Genomic DNA, 19,283 nt, shown 5'->3' with positions numbered 1-19,283 from the left:
TAACGACTCGTGATTCTACGGTGTGCTGCATATGGACAGTTTTTGACCAACGTCTTTGATTTCATGGGGAAAATAGGAAAATCATAATCCCTTGGTCGGCGGTTCAAATCCGTCCACCGCTACCATCTGCGTTAGGATTGATTTCCCTACATTTTTATGCTTTTTCAGGCCCGTTGCCGGATCCGGTAACTTGCGGTTTTAGCACTCCGCCCTCCCCTGTTGTAGCACTCCCCTGTTCCAAACGGTATCGGGAGACCTTTGTTGCGGCGCTCTGCGCGCGGCGCTTCTGGCTTGCCTCACGCACGTAGCGGCTGATCATGGCCGGTGATGGCCATGATCTCGCGTTCAGAGCACCCGGCCTCAGCCATCCACTTCGCCGCCGTTGTTCTCAGCCCATGCGTGACGATGCCAGACAGGCCTGCCGCGCGGATCTGCGCGCCCATCTCGTGCCGAAAATGATCGATCTTCCATGGCCTGCCGCCTGCCCGGGTCAGGATTGTCTCGACGTTGTGTCGGGGCATTGTGTCTAGCAGCCGCCTGCCCTGCTCATGCAGCGGAATCCAGACCGGTGCATTGGTCTTGAGCTGGACAACATAAATCCCCTCGCGCGGATCTGGTCGAGGATCACCGGGCGTGGTCTCCGCTGATGCAGGAACTGGGGGATTACGGCCGCGCGAAGCGCAAATGGGTCGACATCGCTGCCAAGCGTGGCCGCCCCACTACGGAACTGACCCTTGAAGCTTATCTGACCGCCTACCGCCCGCAGGACGTGGCGGCATAAGCTATATATGCAAACTGATCACGCAGGCTTAAGCCAAAGGCTGGCGCAGCAGATTGACCAGCAAAGGTCATATCCGCCTGATGCATGACCCTGCGGTGCGGCTTGTCATCGCATCTGGCACAACGTCCGATTCCGGTCATACTGGCCCACATGAATCAGCTGGGACCAGCTTAAAAACTGTGCCTAAGTTGCGAAAATACCCCGCCATGGCAGGTCCGGTTTGAAGATGCCATAGCGAACACGACCGACAATCCTTTCCTGGCATGCCGGCCGCGTGACGTCAGGCTGGACGACCGATATGGAAGCCCTGCATATAACGAAAACCCAACGTCCGTAGCTGGTCCTGTTCAGCCTGCGTCTCCACCCCCTCGATAATAACCGTTTTGTCCAGCCTTTTGCCCAGATCGGCCATAAGGCGCAGCACATCCACCGTATGGCCATGGGTGTCCATGGTTTTCACGAAGCCACGGTCGGTCTTGATGATGTCAAACGGCATGATGCCGAGATGCGAGAGCGAACTGCGGCCGCCACCAAAGCTGTTGATCGCAATCCGTGCGCCTGCACCGCGCAAGGCGGCAAGATGGCGGACGGATGCGTCCATATCCGGCAGCAAGGCGTCCTCGGTTACTTCCAGTACAATCCATTCAGCCTTCGCACCGGTTATGGCCAGCAGTTCGCGTACCTGTCGCGGCATGTCGGGCTGGCGAAGCTGGTTCGCGCTCAGATTGATATGGGCTGCGATTTCATACCCCGGCGCCTGGTCACGGTTGAAGGCCACAACATGGCGCAGCGCCTGTTCCAGCACCCAGTTGCCAATAGGAACGATCAGACCTGTTTCTTCTGCATTGCGGATAAAGGCCGCCGGGTCATGCAGCACGCCGCGCCGGTCACGCCAGCGCAGCAGGGCCTCATGCCCTACCACACGTCCACCCTGCACATCCACGATGGGCTGGTAATGCAGCAAAAACTCGTTGCGTTCCAGCGCATCGGGCAATTCACCCTGCAAGATAAGCGCGTGGTGCATGCGTGCCAGCAGGTCGGGTGTAAACAGGATAACCCGGTCGCCACCACGACGCTTGGCTTCATACATGGCGAGATCGGCATCGCGCACGATATCAGCCGAGGATTTATGATCGTGATCGGACGTGACAATGCCGATACTGGCGGAAGGCTGCAGGTGATGCCCATCAATCACCATTTCCGCCTCCAGTTCCTGACAGATGCGCGCACCGATCTTCTCAAGGCCGGCTTGGTCGCGCGGGCCGGTCATGATGGCGGTAAATTCGTCACCGCCCAGACGGGCGATAAAGCAGTTCTCCTCGGTATCGAACACGCGGCGCAGACGGTTGACGATCTCGATCAGGAACATGTCGCCTGCATGATGGCCGAAGCTATCGTTCACCATCTTGAACTTGTCCAGGTCGATGAACATTACCGCATGATCGTGGCCAGCTTTCCGGTCGCGCTCCATGATGGCATCCAGCCGCGCAAGAAAAGCCTTGCGGTTGGGCAGGCCGGTCAGCGCATCATGCGTGGCCTCGTGGCGCAGGAGGTCGGCGGTCTCCCGCCGTTCGAGTACATGAGACAGCTGTCGCGCGATGTTGGAGAACATGGCCAGCGTATAGGGATCGCTTTCGTGGCGCGACAGGGCATCGAATTCCAGCACCATCGCCATGCGGCCACTCACCATGACCGGTACCATCAGTACGGTCTGCATGCCTGAGCGGGTACCCTCACCCACGAGCCACAGAGGCGCTGACTCGATCTGCAAACGTGAGCAGATGCTGGGCAATAGCGCATTGTCAGACCCGGTAGGCAGTGCACGGCCGGCAGCCGCATTCTCATGCCCGGAAAGATGGCTGGCCAGACGGAACACCCGGCCGCTGCCCTTACTGTCCGGCAACCATGCCAGTGCCATGCACCATGGCCCCATCTCGCAGGCCTGCGAAAAAGCAAAGCGGACGATGTCCTCCACTGAAAGACCACTATTGGCCTGGGCGGCAACCGCCTCCATCAAGGCCTGCTGGCGATTACGCGCATACAGCTGGCTCAACCCGTCCTCCGCGATGCGTTCAGCTTCCATGCGCACTTCGCGTTCGCGCTCATAACGGCGGCGGATGCGGCGGTACAGGGCTTCATAATCCGTTACTTCTGACTCCGGTCCAGAATTGATGGTCATAGCCACTTCACCCGCAGCATGTTTTCCTTGCCAGATCCGGGTGGGAAACGCTCGACTTCAACCCTGTCGCCAAACACATCGGCCGCACCGAGCACAAAGCCCTGCGCCAGGTCGATCAGGTGGCGTTCGGAACTGTAGGTCATGTCCAGCGTGCCATCATCGTTTTCCTTCATGTGGAAATACGGACACATCGCGCCGGGATAGAGCTTTCGCACTTCGGGATGGATGATGCTGTTCACGCTCAGGATAAAGCTGCGCGAATTGGGATGCGTCCTGAACAGTTCCGGATAGCGTTGCTTGAGGATGGGCATGGCATCCCGCCCGAAGCTGTGCAGCAATTCAGCCGGCGTAATACCCAAATGCTTTGAAGCTGCTACTATCAGCGCCTGCATTTCCGCATCGGGGTAGCTGCCCAGCGAAGTATAGGTGCCGCTGACATTGGCGGCCTCCAGCAGGGTATCCCATGCTTCCGCGCCGTGGTTCTTTTCCACGACCTCTTCCAGAATATTAAAAACAATACCCTTCATTATTTCATAACCTCTTGTAATATATATGCATTTAAAGATGTATCGCGGATATATAATAACGATGTATTCTGATGTCACTTTATGTCTTGTATGCGTTTTGTGCATACCTAATCGATTTTTCAGAAATCTAGGAAATCGCATGCTGAGCATGTGACACCTAATTACAATAAGAATTCGCGGTTTTCTCTAAAATTTCGAACCATCACATTCATTATTGAAATAAATAAGCCTATTATTTATACATATAAAAAATATGTGTTATGGGCTCGTAATAACATAATTTGCAGCATGGGCCATGCATCCCAGGCAGGGCAGATGCAGGCAGCATGATAGAAACGGGGCAGACAGGGCTGCGTTGCCTCTGGAATACCTCATGGCATTTCCGTTACACGCAGTTCAGGGCATCCTCTCATGGCAATACCGCGCCTACTCAAGATTACCTTCCTGGGGTCCGTCATGTCATCGGGCATGGCCATGGTACAGGCCCGCAGGCAGACGGGCGCGTATGGGCCGGGCATAAACTGCACCGCGCACTGGCTTTATGGTGACAAAGCCGCCCATATGAACCAGCCGGGCACGCGGGCCGCCCTTGTGGGGCTGGCCACCAATACGGCCGCCACCCTGTTCTGGTCATGGCTGTATGACAGGGCGCTGGGTAGTCAGCCGCGGCTTATGCGCAGGCTGGTGGTAACCGCAGCCCTCGGTCCGGTTGCCTATATGGTGGATTACAAGGCCACGCCCAAACGTTTTACGCCGGGGTGGGAGTTGGTCATGGCGCCACGGAGGATGGCGCTGGTCTATCTCTCTATGGTCATCGGCATGGCGGTGGGCGCGCGCAGGCGCGGGGCCGATGCGGGGGCGACCCGGTCATGACGGTACGGATTCATGACGGATGCGAAGCCACCGCCACCCGCACCCCACTCGAAGACGGGCTACTGGGCTGGGCTGCAGTCGCCATGCTGGGGGTGTGCCTGATAGGCGTGCGGATGGTGCCCCGGCCACTTGCACCCCTGGTGCTCAGCTTTGCGCGCATGTGGGTGGCAGGGTTGTTCTGCTTTTTTGGCGGGGTGCATCGAGGGGCAAGTTTCTACAACCCGCGCGGGCCGCAACTGTCCGATCCGATTATCTTTCTGGCCATGCACTTCATGGGGCTGGGCATCATGATCCTGCCGCCTCAGGCCGCGTGGCGGCTCGCCGCGCCGGGCATGCTGGCCACGCTGGGCGGCGACCTGTACCTGGCGCGCAGGAACAGGCTACCGCGTTTTTTCCTGCGCCTGCGCCCGCTGCAGCTTATGGTAGCATCCGGCCTGATTGCCCTGCTTGGCCAGATCAAGCCGGAACACGATGATCGCGCGCGCCGGAGCGCTCCGTAATAAGAGAGTGAGCCGATCTATTCTCACCAGCTGCGCGTGCCCGCTCATCTGCGCGCACCGCCTCCGCCGGTGCTTGCCATGCTGGAAATTTCATACTGCCTGTGATTTTGCCCTGAATGGTCCATGGGCAATCAGCCAGAGGTGACGTCAGCGAATGGATTTTGCAAAGACCAGATGTTTCTGATCACTTGATAAGAGGCCGTTTGAAAAGTGAACCCGAAAAACATCCAGCAATCATAAGGACGTTTTTGGTGAAGCTTTTCTCAGAAGCTTTGAAGAAAGCCGCCTTTTTGAAAAAAGGCGGTACCCAAAAACTTTTATCATTTCTTATCAATACGTTGTTTTTAAATAGTCTATAAAATAGTAAAAAAGCAACAAACCATATAAAAAAGAAATGGCACGGCTGACTTTAACAAGAACATCCTAGCAAAAACATAGTAACAAGACCATGATAGCATGCGTAGTTACTTCCAGACACAGGCATTAAGAGACAATGCCGGGATCTTCTTTTACTGACCGCACTGCCCATTGATGTCCTGGCCAATAACCGACTCTCCCCTGCCTACAAAAATCTCCTTTACCCCGACATCGCGCATGGCATGAAGCCCCTCGGTAGCGTATCTGCCATCGCAGTTGAACTTGCCCTTCACGATATCATCGTCGGTTTCGTGCTTCCTGAGTGCATTCTGCCAGTTTGATGCAGCATTAAGGGCCGTTTCATCTATTATCGGGGCATAAACCTCAATATTCACGTAATCCTCGGCATGCGATCCCTGCTTCATCAACCCGATATTGGGGTCAGTGGCGTTACCGCAGCTTTCAAGGCAGTCAGCCACCGGCCGGGCACTGCCGTCCAGCGCGGCGCTCATGTCGCCCATTGTCAGTTCGGCCACTGAGGGGGTTGAGTTCTGGATGAACGGCGTCAGCGGCACCGAACAGGCCGGGGTCACCTTCAGCCCGTAGCCCTGAATCTGGTCGCCCTGTTCATAGGCGGTCAGTTCGCAGCCTTTTATTATGTAAGTATAAGTTGTGGTCTTGTCGGCATAGTGGTTCACATATTTGGCTATCCCCGTAATCTGCTCAAGAAAAGGGCGCTGGATGCCCAGCATGTCCAACTGGAAGATACGCAGCAGGGGCGGCGCATTCGTATCGCTGCTCAGGGAGGGTTCGGGCGGCTGACTGGCCCAGCGCACGGCACGCGAGACGCCAAGCTTCTCGATATGTGGCACTTCAGCATCTGAAATAACGCCCGTCTGGTCATCCCCATAGGCGGCCTGCCAGCTTTTGATGGCCGTGCGCGTGCCCTCGCCGTAAATGCCATCAGCCGCAAGCATGGGAGAGGACGCATACCCGGCATTAATGAGCTTCTGCTGCAGGGCAATATGCAGGTCGATATCGCGCGCGGCTTCCTGCGCATAGACGCCGCTCAGTGACTTTGCCCACTCGCCAGCATGCTGCTCCGTTACTTTCACGTAGCATGAATCTGCACCCGATGGCAGGACCGCGCCCGGCGTGCCCTCTGCCGGAATGCCGCATGCGTTACGCACTGCGGTAGCATAAGCAATGGCCTGCGCCTTGATGGCCGGATAGGCTCCTGCCCCATCTTGGGCGCGATGGGCATAGAATACTTTTTCAAGGTCGAGTTCGGCTTTCGCCATGGCAGGATCGGCACAGATCGCCGTAGCCAGAACATCGGACCCGTCAGGCCGGGGGCAGGCAAAGCCGGGATGGTAGGCCGGGGCCGCAAAGGCCGGCGCCCAAAGGAGCATAACGGGCAGAAAACTGCCACCCAACCAGCCAGAAACGCGCATGGGAAAACCTTTTCTTCGTGAAATATCAGGCAGCAATGAAAGATCTGCCTGTACAATCAAGTCTGGTCTATGGATCGGAACAGGAACCCCACCAGGGCTGATGGCTTTCGCGGTTATAATGCCCCCATGGTCTGCCGCCCATTACCTTTGTACGGGCATGCAAGGCCTGACCGGCATTGAAATCAGGTTGGGCCGTAACCCCGTTGATCTGATTGCGCCCCTGTTATTTCAAACGTGTTTTCAGATCGAGATGCACCCTTTATTCCTGCCATGATTTTTTCATCTGGGCAGATACGCCATGATCTTGTCCAGGTCGTCCGTCATTTTAGGGCATATGGTCTTGTATTCATCGCTCTTGTAGCGCCTTACAAAAGCAAAATCCCCAAGCATGCAACGGATTATACACAACATAACGCCCCGGCTACGTTCATATTCCTGATAGCCGCCAAATAATGATGCCTTGTATTTTGGATAAAAAGCCCTAAGCATCTTTTTTCACTTGAAAAATCATAATGTTTTCCAAGAAAAGAAATTCCCTGCATGAGCATGCGCTCAATCATGTCAGGCAGTTCAGAAATGTCTTTCATATGAGGATGGCGGATTTAATATTTTTGCTTCTCCCACGCATTATTCATAAAGACCGATACAAGATTTTTTCTGCGAATAATTTTATACCAATAAGACAATTTTTGGAACGTCTATCGCATCAGATGCTGCACTCCCTCGGCCCCGCCTGATCCTGTTGACGGCGTGTTCCACGTGTTTCTTGCGCCAAACCCCGTTCATTCCCTCCATTCATGCATTAAATGTCTGTCAGGTATGCATTAGGCGTTGCATTTCTCCATGCATCATGCTGTTATCTGGCATGCGTTCAACGCAGCATTGTTCTGTAAATCTTTGTAGGGGAGACGTGACATGGATCGTTTCAAGACGATGCTCCGCGGTCGCACCAACATGCTGCTCGGCCAGCTCAAGCAGGAAATTGGCTATGCCACGGGCCTGCGGCGGCTGGAGCGCCAGGGCATCGCACAGGAAATGCGTGGCTTTTCACAAACGGCGCGCCTGCACCGCATGACCTCCATGGACCAGCCCGAACAGGGCTGAAAGCCTGCCTGACACCTGTCATGGCAAACGCATAACCGCATCGCGTGCAGGGTGGTTGCCGGGAAACCGGCAACCCGTACCATGGCCTGACTTCCTTTATCCATGCAGGAAATTGATGGCCATGAGCAAAGACCAGATTATCGACATGCCTTTCACCACCGACGCCATGAAGGCGGCGATCGAACGGCGCATCATCCAGTCCCCCCAGCTTTCCGATGCTGACAAGCATGACCTGAGCGTAATCCTCGCGCGGCTTGATGCGCAGGGTCTTGCAACTCTTGTCGAGACCGTTCTCGGCCACGCCATTGAATCCGGCTCCGAAATCCTGCCCTACCTCAAGCGCCTTGGCGAAAAGGGCTGACCCCCTGCGGCGCGGCGGGGGCAGCCTGCCGCGCGTTCCATAAGGCATTGAGCCGTGCATGCAGGCGGGGATCGCTTGCATAGATGTAAAGCCCCCTCACCCCACGCGTCATGAGCACGTTGATGGAGTTGAGGATGATCCGCGCCATGACCACAGGCGGGTTCTCCACCCCGTCGCGCCCGGTAAAGGCGGCGCGGTCCTCATAGCGGGTCGGGTCGATCACAATCCGGTCTGTGGCCGGGTCATAGGTTACGGACGGGCCAAGGATCACGCCCGCGTAATTCAGGTCAAAACCCTGGATGGTATAGACCGAGCCCACTTCATCAATCGTATCGGGCCGTTCCGCCCAGGGCAGGCGGGCCTGCGGCATTGCGCGGTCCCAGCGCAGGTGAAAGCGCCTCTCGGTAATGAAATGGTCATGCCCGTTCAGGGTGTAGGGATAATCGTAGGTGGCCAGCATGCGGCACAGCCCGTACTGCGCGTTGCGCTGACATATGGCCTCGTACAAATCCTGCGCATCATCATAAATACGCAAATCAAAGGGCTGCGGTGCCGGTAACGCGCGCAGGTGGCCATCACGCAGGGCGCGGATCCACTCCATCACATCCGCATGGGCATGCATGCGGAACTGCTGGTCAAGCCGACGGATCACGACCGGATAGCCCGCCACGAGCGCGCGCAGGCGTTCATCGGTCCATAGGCTCTTGAACTTGAGCACCTGCCTTGCATCAAACACGATGACCACGATGCGGGCATGGCGGATGATCTCGGCAAGCTGGTTGTCCTGCCTAAAGCGGTTATAGGGGTCGCTGCGGGTCAGCAGCAGATGGGCCTCATCGACCAGCACGATATCGGCCCGCTGCCCGCTATCTGCCATCTGGTTGATGAAGGTGGTCGGCCGCTCGAAATCCTTCTTGCGCAGGCAGGGCTGGGATTCGGAAATATTGCGGTACAGTTTGATCATTTCCGGGTGGTTGACCAGCAGGGCGTTATGCGTGCCATGCAGCGGGTCGCCTGCATCCCGGTCGCGGGCCGCGTGCTGGATGGCGGTGAACAGCGTGTTGAGCAGCAGGCTCTTGCCCGTGCCCGCATCGCCCTCGATCACGAACAGCGCATGCGCATCGGCCGTGTGGGCACGGCAGAAGGCCAGCACTTCATCCATCAGGACCTGTTGCGGGCCGGTCAGCCCCACAGTGGGGGCCAGTCGGGTCAGGGCGCTGTCGGGCGCGGGGGGAGCGGGCGTTTGCATATGGGTTTCCGTCAGGGGCGTGCCTGCACCGGGCAGGACAAAGCTGATATGTAAAATACGACGTGAGGCCGCGCATCCTATAAGTTATAACACACCCTTACGCGCAGACCGCGCGCCACGTTAACAGGATAGCCTGAACCATGACTGACAAACCCACCGCCGCTGCCCGCGAACACATGCACAAGCTTGCAGCCCGTGGCCTGAAAGAGCCCAAGCTGCTGCAGAAGGAAGAGGTGATCGCCCTCGCCCAGCATGTTGCCAAGGAACATGGCCGCGCCTCGGGCACCGAGCACGAGATTGCCAAAAAGGCCGAGCACAACCCCGAAGGCGTGACCGCAGCCGAAATCCAGGCTCTGTGCGCCCATGTGACCGGCGAGCGCACCGCACGCTGAAGCGGCCTCGCGCCACGACGAGAAACAGGGGGAGACCCCTGTTTTTTTATGTACGGAACAAGCCGCCGCGACACCGCCACTTTACCACCGCATCTTGCTGCCCGTACGCTCAAGCAGGCTGCTGACATAGGCCAGCAGCATCAGGCCGCCCAGAAACAGCCCCCAGACCAGCGCAAAGCAGCCCAGCCCCACCAGCACCATGGCAGCAATATGCCACGGCGTAAGCGCCACGCCGCACACGAAATGCCCGACGCCCAACGCAATCAGCACCCAGACCAGTAGCCATGATCGGGCCATGTCCCGCTTTCTCCCTGTCATCTGGGGCGCGTTGTGCGCCACAAGGCCCCTGCCCCGCAAGTCCGCCCGCATGGGTGCGGCTTTGCGTGGCGCGGGGCCACACACCATGACGGCAGGCATGCCGCAGGCCGGGCAGCGCGTCATTGTGGCACGCGGGTTGGCCCGCCATCACGCAAGCCTGAACGCTTACACATATGGGGAAACAGACTTATTCACGCTACAGGACCGGACCTGAGCAGAAATAAGGAGTAATTTGCGCCGCATGAGCACCCGCACGCGCTTCCCCATCTATTCCGTGGCCGAACGGGCGGCCGACCTTGCGGTCCATATCATCGGTGTCGTGGGGCTTGGCTATGGCGTCGTGTGGCTGCTGCGCACGGCCATGCTGGCGCATTCGGGCCTCGCAGCGGGTGTGACCATGCTGTACTGCGGCGGCATACTGGGCACCTGCCTGTCATCGGCGGCCTATAATTTCTGCCCGCCATGCCGCCTCAAGGGCGGGTTGCAGCGCATTGACCAGTCCATCATCTTCGTAGCCATCGCCGCGACCTACACACCCTTCATCGTGCTCGGAGGGCAGGGGCGCGCCAGCCTGTGGTTCTGCGGGGTGCTGTGGGCCATGGCGGCAGCAGGCATCGTGGCCAAGATGTGTTTCTTCACCTGGTCACGCCGGTTTCATGTAGTGCCTTACCTGTGCGTGGCATGGGTTTTCTTCCTGTGTCCCGACCCGCAGGTCTGGATGCTGCCCAGCCCGACCTTTTTCCTCATCGTGCTCGGGCTGTTCTTCTTCAGCATCGGGGTCGTGTTCTACATGCGCGAGAACATGCCGTTTTCCAACGCGCTATGGCACGTGATGGTGGTGCTTGGCGCAGGCACCCACATGGCGGCGGTGGGCTGCATGCTGCTGCATTACAGCCATGGGCCGGTGCGCGGGTTCTAGCGCAATTCCACTTCACCAGTTCGAACGTGTCCATTCAAACTGGATCTGCCCTAGCGCCCGATGCGGCGGAGCGGCAGGCCAGCCTCAAGGTGCTGCTCAATCACCTCCAGCGGCACATCGCGCGTCTCGGGCACCAGCAGCACGGTAAACAGCACGAAACCGATATTCATCACGCTGAACCCGGCAAAGGTCCATCCCGCCCCCATTGCCGCGACAATGGTGAGGAAGGTGTTGCTCACCGCCCAGTCCATGCCCCAGTTGGCCAGCGTGGAGCACGCCACGCCAAAGTCACGCCCTGCTATGGGCTGGATTTCGGAGCACAGGGTCCACACCAGCGGCCCCGCCCCCATGCCAAAGCCCGCCACAAAGGCCAGAAGCGCCGCCACCAGGCTCAACGTGGCGCCCAGCCCCTGCAGGTGCATCCCCTCGATCATGGCTGCGCAGCCCAGTGCACAGGCCATGATGACGCAGCTTGAAACCAGCAGCGGCCTGCGCCCCCAGCGCGAGACCAGATAGATGGCCGCGATGCCCACCACGGCATTGACCAGCCCGACCAGCACCGTGGCCCATGCGGCGGCGGTGGTGCCAAAATGCGCGCCTTCCAGAATCTTGGGGGCGTAATACATCACCACATTGATGCCGGTGAGCTGCTGCATGATCTGCAACCCTATGCCCAGCGCCACCGAGCGGCGGAAATAGGGTCTGGTCCGCAACAGGGCAAAGCCGCTCACGGCGCGGCCCGCGCCGAGTTCTTGGCGGATGCAGTCAAGTTCGCGGTCGGCCTCGGCTTCATCACCCCGCAGGTCGCGCAGCACCTTGCGCGCCTCCTCAAAGCGCCCGCGCGCCGCAAGCCACGACGGGCTGGAAGGCAGCACCGCGCACGCGGCGAACAGCGCCAGGGCTGGCACCACCGGCAGCCCCACCATCAGCCGCCAGTGCCCGCCGCCCGCAAGCAGGCCGCCCGCCAGATAGCCCAGAAGGATGCCGCAGGACTGGAGCATGGAAAAGGTGGAGACCATGGTGCCGCGCATCTTGCCTGTGGTCAGTTCCGATATGTAGAGCGGCGCGGTAAAGGTGCAGATGCCAATCGCCACCCCGATCAGGAAGCGCCCGAGCAGGATCTGCCCGATCAGCCCGGCCGTTGCGCAAAGCAGCGCGCCTGCCCCGATCAGCACAGTCGCCGTGCCCAGCGCCAGCCTGCGGCCAAAGCGGCGCGAGAACACCCCTGCCCCGAGCGAGCCGAGCAGCGCGCCGATCATCAGCATTGACACGATCCATTCCTGCGCGCGGGCGCTGGCGTGAAAATCGTGGCCTATAAAGCCAAGCGCCTCGGCAATCAGCCCGGTATCAAGCCCTACGAGCAGACCCGCCATGGCGGTGGTCAGCGCCGCGCGCACCCCCGTGGCGCCCGGCGGCGAAGCCTGAGGCGGGCATGGCGTGGCGATGGGCGAAGATACGGGCTGTGACACGTGACTTGATCCCCTGCGCTGCGGCGCCATCCGGATCGAGCGCGCCGCTCACTCTCCCTTCATAGGCTATGCCTCAGGCCTTTATCCATGACACAACCCCGCCCCGAAGCGCATTATGGGCCATCATTTTCACGTATGCGCCGCGCCGTGTTACGCACGCAGGCCCCACACCGCAAAAAAGACCCTGCCCATGACCGTGCCAGCCCATGCCGCCCCCCGCTTCCTGCCTGGCGAGAAACTGGCCCTTGGCCTGTGCTTCGTGTTCCTGCTGTGGGCCAACTGGGTCACGCCGCTCTGGGCTGATGATTACTGCCGCACCATCCCGTTCAGCCCGCGCATGATCTTCCATATTGTATGGGGCAACTATTTTTTCTGGACCGGGCGGTGGTTCATCACCCTTGTCACCTTTTTCATCCTCGACCTGCATCATTACGGCTCGCTGGCCGCGTTTGCGGTAGTGAATGCGGGCGTGTTCGTGTTCCTGGTGCATGTGGTGGTGCATATGTGCTGGCGCGAGGCGGGGCATGAGCCTGCCCCTTCGGCGCGCACCGGCTTTATGCAGTGCCTGCTGGTTTTTCTGATGTTGTGGTGGCTGCCTCGCACCATAGCCGAGGTCGCCTTATGGAAAACTGGCGCCATTGGCTACCTGTGGGCTGTTACGGGCGAGATGTGGATTCTCTCGCGGTTACTGGCGGGGCGCACGCGCATGAACGTGGCGCAGTACACGGTGGTGTTCCTGATCGCCACGGCCATGGAATCGATTTCGCTGCTGATGACGATCATCCTGCTGGGATGGGTCGCATGGGCGTGGAAAAACAGCCGCCCGGTGCCCTGGGCGCTGGCGGCAAGCCACGCGCTGGGCACGTTCACGCTGGGCATCGCTCCCGGCAACTACGTGCGCGAACGGCTGATGACACCAAGCGCGCCACTCGACCGGTTTGATGCGCTGATTGGCAATCTGGGCAGCCTGTTCGACCCGTTCTGGGTGCCCTTCGTGCTGCTGATTGGCGTGGGCCTGTTTCTGGGCAGGCGGCAACTGCGTTTTCCCGCCTGCCTGCGCTGCGGGCGGGGCTGGGTGTTTGCTGCCCTTGCGCTGGCCTACATGCTGCTGCTGCTCATCTTCCCCCGCGCGGCGCTGGCTGCCCGCGTATCGTACCCCGCCAGCGTGTTTCTGGTGTGCTATCTGGCCTGCCTGCTGTTTTCATGCCCGGTGGGCGCCGTTTTCAGCAAGGTCATGGCAGCTGGCTGCGCGGGGCTTGCGGTCACGCATCTGGCCATTGTCATCCCCGACCTCACACTGCTTGCCCGCATCAGCCATGACTGGGCAGTGAGCACGCGCGCGCAGGTGGCACGTGACCAGCCGGTCGTGCTGCACAAGGTGACCATGGGGCCACGGCACAAGCTGCTTTATGTGCACAAGGACATCATTTTCGTTGGCATCAACCCCGACCCGCGCAACCAGTTGACCATGTGTTACGCGTGGGCGATGGGGGCGTCCTCCGTCAGGGCGGTACCCTGACGGCGGGCGGCGCTGGCCTTATTCGCTGCTGCCATTGGTAGGCGGCGGGGGTGGTGCGCCATTGCCACCGGGCTGGCCGCCCTCGGGCTGCTGGTTCTGCTGGGCCGCCCCTTCCCGCTCGGCCTTGCGGGCATTATGCCTGCGCACCATGCCTGCGGCACAGCCTGCCGCGGCACCGCCCTTGCCATGACCACTGCCAACAAAATGTCCAGCCACCCCGCCAGCCACGGCGCCCTTGACGCAGCCACCCGGCTCGGCATGGGCTACAACCGGCAGGGCGATTACTGCCGTGGTGGCGAGGGCGAGTGCGGTAAGCCTTGAAAACATCGGATATCCCATCTGGTCTGTGTCTGTTCAAAGCAACGGGAGCATGGGCGTGAAGTTCCCCGCCACAGACGATACGGACCCTGTGATGGCCATGTGCCAAATCAAGGGCCAGGAAGGGAACGGCAGTCATGCAGGGCGCATGGTTGCCAGCGCGGAGGTCCTATTCCATCGTGACGCATCACGTAACGGAGAGAATTCCATGAGCAAAGAACCGTCTGACATCATCCACGCAGCCCTGATCCACGCCGCTGCCACCCTTACGGCCGCCAAGAAGGACGTGATGGAAAAGGCCTCGCCCGATGAGGTGAAGAAGCACTTCAAGACCTTCCTGCACGCCATTGAAAGCGGCTGGCGCGAGCATGAGGCGGCTGATCACCACCATTCCTGATTGCTGCCAAAACCAGACATGCAGGGGGAGACGTGCGCAACGCCTCCCCTTTTTTCATATGCGCTGACGGCACCCATGCCTGGCGCAGCGTGCAGTCATTGAGGGGCAGATGCGCGGAACACCCAAACCGCTCTACAGAAAGGTCAATACCAAGACGCATGGCGTAACGCATGGTTCTGGCAAAAAATTCCGCTGGGAGCGCCATGCAAAGAAAGCCCTGAACAACCCGTCCCTGCAGGCATCCATGCATGGTGGGCAGCGACATGGGCGCGATTATACGCCGCTGTTCCGGTTTTTATTATCGCGCGTGGGGCAGAAATGGGATGATGTATTCAGGGAAGCCTGTGCACGGCTGGACGACGTCGAGCCAATATCCTGGATGGTCGCAACCTGTGCTGCGGACAGGCGCGCCTATTTCGTGGCCTATGAGAACTCTTATTTCAGTGGTCTTTTTGTAGATGAGGATGGCATCCTGTCCCTTGTTGATCCGGCTCTGGACGAGGACAGCCTGAAACCCACCTGCGCCTGCTGCACGCATAGTTTTAATGGCAAGGTGTTTACGCAACGCTTTGGCGCGTAATAGCTGGTCAATCTGGCATGTAATGACATGTTTAAAAATAACAAAATTTCTGGGTGCCGCTTTTTTGAAAAAATCTGCTCCAAAAAATTCCTTATGATTTCTTGATATTGCCTGAACTGACTTTTCCAAAATTTGGTCATAAAAAATGCCGCCTTAAAAAAAGGCGGCATCCATCAATTTTCATCAATGCGTTGTTTTTAACAAGCGCCTTAACGGTGCCCCGTAAAGAACTGGCTCATGTCACCCTTGGTGTCATGCCCCCAGTTATCGAGCTTCTTGCCGGTGCGGTCGCCCCAATCCTTGGCGCTATCGGTGCCTTCCTCGGCCTTTTTGTGGGCCTTGTGCGCGGTGTGGCGCGTGCCTTCCTTGGTCTCGTGCGCCTTGAGCCGCACTTCGCATTCGGCATGGTCGGTCACGCCATCGCACGAATCAGCCAGTGCTGGCGCAAGCGTCGCCACGTTCAGGCCGGTTGCACACAGCACTGCCGCAATCACTGTCTTTTTCATGATATCCTTACCTGTCCGTCCGTTGGCTGTTGCGGCAGGGCACCCGCAGGGGGCACCCTGCCCTGTCATTGACCCAAACGCCCAAAAACGGTCCGGGTTGCCTTACGCCCCGTTACGGAAGTCAAGCACCACGCGTCCGGCCACCCGGCCATGTTCGAGGTTATCGAAAATGGTGTTGATGTTTTCCAGCCGGTCGGGGCTGACCACGGTGGTCACCTTGCCATCGGTGAAGAAGGACATCGCCTCGATCATGTCGAGCCGCGTGCCCACGATCGAGCCGCGCACCGTGGTGCCGTTCATGACCATGTCAAAGATGGACAGCGGGAAGTCGCCCGGCGGCAGGCCATTGAGCACCACCGTGCCGCCACGCCGCGCATAGCCCACGGCCTGGCTGAAGGCCTTGTCCGACACTGCCGTGACCAGCACGCCGTGGGTGCCGCCCGTCTGCGCGCGGATGGTGGCGACCGGGTCTTCCTTGAGCGCATTGACGGTTACGCGCGCGCCCAGTTTGCGGGCCTCGGCCAGTTTTTCATCGCTGATGTCAACGGCGGCCACGTTCAGACCCATGGCCACAGCATACTGGATGGCCATCTGCCCCAGACCGCCCGCGCCGGAAATGGCCACCCATTCCCCTGCCCGCGTATCGGTCATCTTCAGGCCCTTGTACACGGTCAGCCCCGCGCACAGCACCGGGGCGGTCTTGATCGGGTCGATGTCCTTGGGCAGGTGGGCCACGTAATTGGGGTCGGCGACCACATATTCGGCAAAGCAGCCATTGACCGAATAGCCGGTATCCTCCTGCTTTTCGCACAGCGTCTCCCACCCGCCCAGGCAGTGCTCGCAATGTCCGCAGGCCGAATACAGCCACGGCACGCCCACCACGTCGCCGGTTTTGATCCAGTTGACGTTGCTGCCCACCTCGACCACGTGGCCAATCCCCTCATGACCGGGAATGAACGGGGGGTTGGGCTTGGTGGGCCAGTCGCCGCGGGCGGCGTGCAGATCGGTGTGGCAGACGCCGCAGGCATCGACCTTGACCAGAATCTGGTTTGCGTTGATCTGCGGAATATCGAGTTCCTCGATCGTCAGCGGCTTGCCGAATTCCCGCACGACTGCCGCCTTCATCTTGCCAACCATCTTGCACCTTCAGTTTTACTGCCCTGAGCGGGCCGGTATTGCACCTTGCCGCCTGCCCGCCCGGTCAGGGCGGCGAAGGCGACATCCGGGGCATGACTCTTTCACCACGGCAGCAGATCAGCCTTGATCTGCATCAGGCTGGCCCGTGCCGGTGGCGGGCAGCAGACATGCCATCAAGCCCACGGGCCAGATCAGCCACCAGGGCCGCCCCCTCTTCCAGCCCGATATGCAAACGGCACGTTGGCCCGGCCTGCGTGACCGACGGGCACTGCCGCGAAATCCCGCCCGTGGTGGGCAGGATCAGGCTTTCATATCCCCCCCATGAGGCCCCGATGCCGAACAGGGAAAGCCCGTCGATCATCGCCACCATGTCATCCAGGGTGAAAGCGGCATCAAACACCACGCCAAACAGCGAGGACGCGCCGGTGAAATCGCGCTTCCAGTATTCATGGCCGGGGCACGATGGCAGCGCCGGGTGCAGCACGCGTGCCACCTCCGGCCTGCTTTCAAGCCACAGCGCCACGGCCAGCGCGGTTGCGGCCTGCTGCATCTGGCGCACGCCCATGGTGCGCAGGCCGCGCAGGGTCAGCGCGCAGTCATCGGGGCCAGCCACCTGGCCTGCCTGAATGGCGGCATCACGCAGGGGGCGCCAGTCAGCCTCGCTTGCCACCGTCACCGCACCAAGAATGAGGTCGGAATGCCCGGACGGGTATTTGCTCAACGCCTGCACCGACACATGCGCCCCGTGAGCAAACGGGCTGAACAGGCCGATGCCCCATGTATTGTCCACGATCAGGCGCGCGCCGGTCTGGGCTGCAAGGCGGCCCAGCATTGGCACGTCCAGCACCTCGAACGAGTGGCTGCCGGGGCTTTCGGCAAAGATGATGCGGGTATTGGGCTGGATCAGGGCGCGCAGTTCGCCCTCGGTCGCGCCGGGGGGGAAATAGGTGATCTCCACGCCAAAGCGACGCAGCACCTTCTCGGCAAAGCGGCGGGTCGGGCCATAGACGGAATCAGCCAGCAGGCAGTGCTCGCCTGCTTTTGCATAGGCCAGGAACGGTAACGCACATGCCGCCAGCCCCGAAGGTGCAAGCTGCGCGTGCGTGCCACCTTCGATCGTGGCGATCGCCTGCTCCAGCCGGTGGCCAATCGGCGTGCCCATGGCGCCATAGATCAGTTCATCGCCATAGCGGCCGTGCCCTGCCTGCTCCATCGCCCCGACGCTGGAGAACAGCACGGTGGAGCCGCGCGTGGCTGGCGGGTTGACGAATATTCCCTTCGTCCCCTCCGGCCTGTCACGGCCAAGGGATACCAAGCGGGGGGAAAGCGCGCGCCAACCACGCACCACGCTTTCAAGCTGGTCTGGAGGCACCGGGGCCATCGGATCAATCATATTGGCCGTCCTTATGCGCCGCACACGATGGGCGCATCCGGCGTCGAAGCCCATTCCGCCCATGAGCCATCATACACCACGGGCTCGCCCGCCCCGGCCTGCGCGCAGACCAGCGCCAGCGCGATCATGCATGCGGTCATGCCGCTGCCGCATGAACAGGTAACGGTGGTGGTGTCAGTCACGCCCAGCGTCTCGAATTTTGCCTTCAGCGCCTCAACGGGCAAAAAACGGCCGTTATCATCGAGCAGTTCGCCATAAGGCAGGCTGCGCGCGCCGGGCATGTGGCCCGATTCAATGCCCGCGCGCGGCTCGGGATCGCGCCCTTCAAAGCGGCCACGGCTGCGGGCATCAAGGATCAGGCCGTGCATGCGCCCATGCACGATGTCGAGCACGTCACCCGTGCCGTGCAGCCGGTCATAATGCGGGCGGCTGACAAAGGGGGCTGGCGTGGTCAGGTCCGGCCCGCTTTCCAGCGGCAGGCCTGCGCTTTTCCATGCGGGCAGGCCACCTTCGAGCACCTGCACGCTTTCATGGCCGAACAGGCGCGTCAGCCACCACGCGCGCGCGGCACACGCCATGCCGTCCTGATCATAGAATACGATGCGCTTCGTGTTGGCCATGCCACGCTCGGTGGCGAGGCGGCTGAAACGGGCCTGGCCGGGAATGGTATGCGGCAGGGGAGAATCCGGGTCGGAAAAAGTATCGATATCAAAGCGCACCGCACCGGCTATATGTGCGTTGGCAAAACGTTGCTGCGGATCGAAGGCCTGCCCCGGCAGCGCCATGGAGGCATCGAGCACAAGAATATCACCACCATTGTGGATGGCCTGTGCCAGATCACTGGCTGAGATCAGCGGATGCATACCTTCTCCCGGTCTTCAAGGAATTGCGTGTTCGGCAATAAGGTGCAGCATACACGACAGGAGCGGAAGTCCTGAACATTTGTCTTT

23 protein-coding genes are annotated in these 19,283 nt (G+C 59.9%); 11 read left to right on the top strand and 12 right to left on the bottom strand.

Annotated features, from left to right (window positions below; all coding sequences use genetic code 11):
- Window positions 1-296: 296 nt before the first annotated feature.
- Complete coding sequence (locus tag QEG70_RS12675) at window positions 297-554, bottom strand: tyrosine-type recombinase/integrase (RefSeq protein WP_374762604.1); 258 nt, start codon at window positions 552-554, stop codon at window positions 297-299.
- A gap of 92 nt (window positions 555-646) precedes the next feature.
- Here QEG70_RS12675 and QEG70_RS12670 point away from each other — a divergent pair, with 92 nt between their 5' ends.
- Window positions 647-781 carry a hypothetical protein gene (locus QEG70_RS12670; protein WP_308721000.1) on the top strand — a complete coding sequence of 45 codons (135 nt, stop codon included), beginning with the start codon at window positions 647-649 and terminating at the stop codon, window positions 779-781.
- 280 nt (window positions 782-1,061) lie between these two features.
- Here the strand turns inward: QEG70_RS12670 and QEG70_RS12665 are convergent, their stop codons facing one another.
- On the bottom strand, window positions 1,062-2,960 hold the full coding sequence (locus QEG70_RS12665; protein WP_308720999.1) for a bifunctional diguanylate cyclase/phosphodiesterase: 1,899 nt from the start codon (window positions 2,958-2,960) through the stop codon (window positions 1,062-1,064).
- Complete coding sequence (locus tag QEG70_RS12660; protein ID WP_308720998.1) at window positions 2,957-3,487, bottom strand: heme NO-binding domain-containing protein; 531 nt, start codon at window positions 3,485-3,487, stop codon at window positions 2,957-2,959. The genes QEG70_RS12665 and QEG70_RS12660 overlap by 4 nt, the downstream gene beginning before the upstream one ends.
- A 411-nt stretch (window positions 3,488-3,898) precedes the next feature.
- Here QEG70_RS12660 and QEG70_RS12655 point away from each other — a divergent pair, with 411 nt between their 5' ends.
- Complete coding sequence (locus QEG70_RS12655) at window positions 3,899-4,360, top strand: hypothetical protein (RefSeq protein ID WP_308720997.1); 462 nt, start codon at window positions 3,899-3,901, stop codon at window positions 4,358-4,360.
- A complete protein-coding gene (locus QEG70_RS12650) occupies window positions 4,357-4,860 on the top strand; it encodes a hypothetical protein (protein ID WP_308720996.1) in 504 nt (167 codons plus the stop codon). Before QEG70_RS12655 ends, QEG70_RS12650 begins: the two co-directional genes overlap by 4 nt.
- Window positions 4,861-5,369: 509 nt before the next feature.
- On the opposite strand, the gene QEG70_RS12645 is transcribed toward QEG70_RS12650, so the two are convergent.
- A complete protein-coding gene (locus QEG70_RS12645) occupies window positions 5,370-6,629 on the bottom strand; it encodes a peptidoglycan-binding domain-containing protein (RefSeq protein WP_308720995.1) in 1,260 nt (419 codons plus the stop codon).
- A 957-nt stretch (window positions 6,630-7,586) separates the two neighbouring features.
- Here QEG70_RS12645 and QEG70_RS12640 point away from each other — a divergent pair.
- Together QEG70_RS12640 and QEG70_RS12635 are read left to right on the top strand one after the other, a co-directional pair.
- Complete coding sequence (locus tag QEG70_RS12640) at window positions 7,587-7,775, top strand: CsbD family protein (RefSeq protein ID WP_308720994.1); 189 nt, start codon at window positions 7,587-7,589, stop codon at window positions 7,773-7,775.
- 121 nt (window positions 7,776-7,896) lie between these two features.
- The gene (locus QEG70_RS12635) at window positions 7,897-8,136 is read left to right on the top strand and encodes a hypothetical protein (protein WP_308720993.1); all 240 of its coding nucleotides are present in this window, start codon (window positions 7,897-7,899) and stop codon (window positions 8,134-8,136) included.
- Here the strand turns inward: QEG70_RS12635 and QEG70_RS12630 are convergent.
- Window positions 8,111-9,385, bottom strand: coding sequence for a DUF2075 domain-containing protein (locus tag QEG70_RS12630; protein ID WP_308720992.1), 1,275 nt, complete (start codon window positions 9,383-9,385; stop codon window positions 8,111-8,113). The genes QEG70_RS12635 and QEG70_RS12630 overlap by 26 nt on opposite strands.
- Before the next feature lie 140 nt (window positions 9,386-9,525).
- Here QEG70_RS12630 and QEG70_RS12625 point away from each other — a divergent pair, with 140 nt between their 5' ends.
- Window positions 9,526-9,777: a hypothetical protein gene (locus tag QEG70_RS12625; protein WP_130731662.1), complete on the top strand. Its 252-nt coding sequence runs from the start codon at window positions 9,526-9,528 to the stop codon at window positions 9,775-9,777.
- An 81-nt stretch (window positions 9,778-9,858) separates the two neighbouring features.
- Here QEG70_RS12625 and QEG70_RS12620 read toward each other — a convergent pair whose 3' ends face one another.
- A complete protein-coding gene (locus QEG70_RS12620) occupies window positions 9,859-10,074 on the bottom strand; it encodes a hypothetical protein (RefSeq protein ID WP_308720991.1) in 216 nt (71 codons plus the stop codon).
- Here QEG70_RS12620 and QEG70_RS12615 point away from each other — a divergent pair.
- Window positions 10,073-10,309, top strand: a complete 237-nt coding sequence (locus QEG70_RS12615; protein WP_308720990.1) for a hypothetical protein — start codon at window positions 10,073-10,075, stop codon at window positions 10,307-10,309. The genes QEG70_RS12620 and QEG70_RS12615 overlap by 2 nt on opposite strands.
- Before the next feature lie 27 nt (window positions 10,310-10,336).
- A complete protein-coding gene (gene trhA, locus QEG70_RS12610; protein ID WP_308720989.1) occupies window positions 10,337-11,014 on the top strand; it encodes a PAQR family membrane homeostasis protein TrhA in 678 nt (225 codons plus the stop codon).
- 50 nt (window positions 11,015-11,064) lie between these two features.
- Here the strand turns inward: trhA and QEG70_RS12605 are convergent, their stop codons facing one another.
- Window positions 11,065-12,459, bottom strand: a complete 1,395-nt coding sequence (locus tag QEG70_RS12605; RefSeq protein ID WP_408887018.1) for a sugar porter family MFS transporter — start codon at window positions 12,457-12,459, stop codon at window positions 11,065-11,067.
- 214 nt (window positions 12,460-12,673) lie between these two features.
- On the opposite strand from QEG70_RS12605, the gene QEG70_RS12600 reads away from it, so the two are divergent.
- Complete coding sequence (locus QEG70_RS12600; protein ID WP_308720987.1) at window positions 12,674-14,002, top strand: DUF6056 family protein; 1,329 nt, start codon at window positions 12,674-12,676, stop codon at window positions 14,000-14,002.
- A gap of 18 nt (window positions 14,003-14,020) precedes the next feature.
- Here the strand turns inward: QEG70_RS12600 and QEG70_RS12595 are convergent, their stop codons facing one another.
- Entirely contained in the window at window positions 14,021-14,329 is a 309-nt protein-coding gene (locus QEG70_RS12595) for a hypothetical protein (RefSeq protein WP_308720986.1), read from the bottom strand.
- A 199-nt stretch (window positions 14,330-14,528) separates the two neighbouring features.
- Here QEG70_RS12595 and QEG70_RS12590 point away from each other — a divergent pair, with 199 nt between their 5' ends.
- The gene (locus QEG70_RS12590) at window positions 14,529-14,717 is read left to right on the top strand and encodes a hypothetical protein (protein ID WP_130731669.1); all 189 of its coding nucleotides are present in this window, start codon (window positions 14,529-14,531) and stop codon (window positions 14,715-14,717) included.
- Window positions 14,718-14,826: 109 nt separating this feature from the next.
- A complete protein-coding gene (locus QEG70_RS12585; RefSeq protein WP_308720985.1) occupies window positions 14,827-15,297 on the top strand; it encodes a hypothetical protein in 471 nt (156 codons plus the stop codon).
- A gap of 209 nt (window positions 15,298-15,506) precedes the next feature.
- Here QEG70_RS12585 and QEG70_RS12580 read toward each other — a convergent pair whose 3' ends face one another.
- The 4 genes from QEG70_RS12580 to QEG70_RS12565 all read right to left on the bottom strand — a co-directional run bounded on the left by QEG70_RS12580 (window position 15,507) and on the right by QEG70_RS12565 (window position 19,196).
- Complete coding sequence (locus QEG70_RS12580) at window positions 15,507-15,803, bottom strand: hypothetical protein (RefSeq protein WP_308720984.1); 297 nt, start codon at window positions 15,801-15,803, stop codon at window positions 15,507-15,509.
- A 102-nt stretch (window positions 15,804-15,905) separates the two neighbouring features.
- A complete protein-coding gene (adhP, locus tag QEG70_RS12575; protein ID WP_130731674.1) occupies window positions 15,906-16,940 on the bottom strand; it encodes an alcohol dehydrogenase AdhP in 1,035 nt (344 codons plus the stop codon).
- Between the two features lie 133 nt (window positions 16,941-17,073).
- Window positions 17,074-18,333, bottom strand: a complete 1,260-nt coding sequence (metC, locus tag QEG70_RS12570; protein WP_308720983.1) for a cystathionine beta-lyase — start codon at window positions 18,331-18,333, stop codon at window positions 17,074-17,076.
- An 11-nt stretch (window positions 18,334-18,344) separates the two neighbouring features.
- Entirely contained in the window at window positions 18,345-19,196 is an 852-nt protein-coding gene (locus tag QEG70_RS12565; RefSeq protein WP_308720982.1) for a sulfurtransferase, read from the bottom strand.
- Window positions 19,197-19,283: the final 87 nt, after the last annotated feature.

The sequence above is a fragment of the Komagataeibacter xylinus genome (genome assembly GCF_031081985.1).
Classification (GTDB): Bacteria; Pseudomonadota; Alphaproteobacteria; order Acetobacterales; family Acetobacteraceae; genus Komagataeibacter; species Komagataeibacter xylinus_E.
The sequence above is the reverse complement of the archived record's forward strand: the minus strand, read 5'-3'. Positions and strand labels throughout refer to the sequence as shown.

Bases quoted from the DNA above. Each gene is read 5' to 3' on its own strand.
- QEG70_RS12635 (WP_308720993.1), top strand. From the start codon at position 7,897: ATGAGCAAAGACCAGATTATCGACATGCCTTTCACCACCGACGCCATG.
- metC (WP_308720983.1), bottom strand. From the start codon at position 18,333: ATGATTGATCCGATGGCCCCGGTGCCTCCAGACCAGCTTGAAAGCGTG.
- QEG70_RS12620 (WP_308720991.1), bottom strand. From the start codon at position 10,074: ATGGCCCGATCATGGCTACTGGTCTGGGTGCTGATTGCGTTGGGCGTC.
- adhP (WP_130731674.1), bottom strand. From the start codon at position 16,940: ATGGTTGGCAAGATGAAGGCGGCAGTCGTGCGGGAATTCGGCAAGCCG.
- QEG70_RS12565 (WP_308720982.1), bottom strand. From the start codon at position 19,196: ATGCATCCGCTGATCTCAGCCAGTGATCTGGCACAGGCCATCCACAAT.
- QEG70_RS12625 (WP_130731662.1), top strand. From the start codon at position 9,526: ATGACTGACAAACCCACCGCCGCTGCCCGCGAACACATGCACAAGCTT.
- QEG70_RS12580 (WP_308720984.1), bottom strand. From the start codon at position 15,803: ATGAAAAAGACAGTGATTGCGGCAGTGCTGTGTGCAACCGGCCTGAAC.
- QEG70_RS12655 (WP_308720997.1), top strand. From the start codon at position 3,899: ATGGCAATACCGCGCCTACTCAAGATTACCTTCCTGGGGTCCGTCATG.
- QEG70_RS12660 (WP_308720998.1), bottom strand. From the start codon at position 3,487: ATGAAGGGTATTGTTTTTAATATTCTGGAAGAGGTCGTGGAAAAGAAC.
- QEG70_RS12585 (WP_308720985.1), top strand. From the start codon at position 14,827: ATGCGCGGAACACCCAAACCGCTCTACAGAAAGGTCAATACCAAGACG.
- QEG70_RS12595 (WP_308720986.1), bottom strand. From the start codon at position 14,329: ATGTTTTCAAGGCTTACCGCACTCGCCCTCGCCACCACGGCAGTAATC.
- QEG70_RS12645 (WP_308720995.1), bottom strand. From the start codon at position 6,629: ATGCTCCTTTGGGCGCCGGCCTTTGCGGCCCCGGCCTACCATCCCGGC.
- QEG70_RS12590 (WP_130731669.1), top strand. From the start codon at position 14,529: ATGAGCAAAGAACCGTCTGACATCATCCACGCAGCCCTGATCCACGCC.
- QEG70_RS12615 (WP_308720990.1), top strand. From the start codon at position 10,073: ATGTCCCGCTTTCTCCCTGTCATCTGGGGCGCGTTGTGCGCCACAAGG.
- trhA (WP_308720989.1), top strand. From the start codon at position 10,337: ATGAGCACCCGCACGCGCTTCCCCATCTATTCCGTGGCCGAACGGGCG.
- QEG70_RS12670 (WP_308721000.1), top strand. From the start codon at position 647: ATGCAGGAACTGGGGGATTACGGCCGCGCGAAGCGCAAATGGGTCGAC.
- QEG70_RS12630 (WP_308720992.1), bottom strand. From the start codon at position 9,385: ATGCAAACGCCCGCTCCCCCCGCGCCCGACAGCGCCCTGACCCGACTG.
- QEG70_RS12665 (WP_308720999.1), bottom strand. From the start codon at position 2,960: ATGACCATCAATTCTGGACCGGAGTCAGAAGTAACGGATTATGAAGCC.
- QEG70_RS12650 (WP_308720996.1), top strand. From the start codon at position 4,357: ATGACGGTACGGATTCATGACGGATGCGAAGCCACCGCCACCCGCACC.
- QEG70_RS12600 (WP_308720987.1), top strand. From the start codon at position 12,674: ATGACCGTGCCAGCCCATGCCGCCCCCCGCTTCCTGCCTGGCGAGAAA.
- QEG70_RS12640 (WP_308720994.1), top strand. From the start codon at position 7,587: ATGGATCGTTTCAAGACGATGCTCCGCGGTCGCACCAACATGCTGCTC.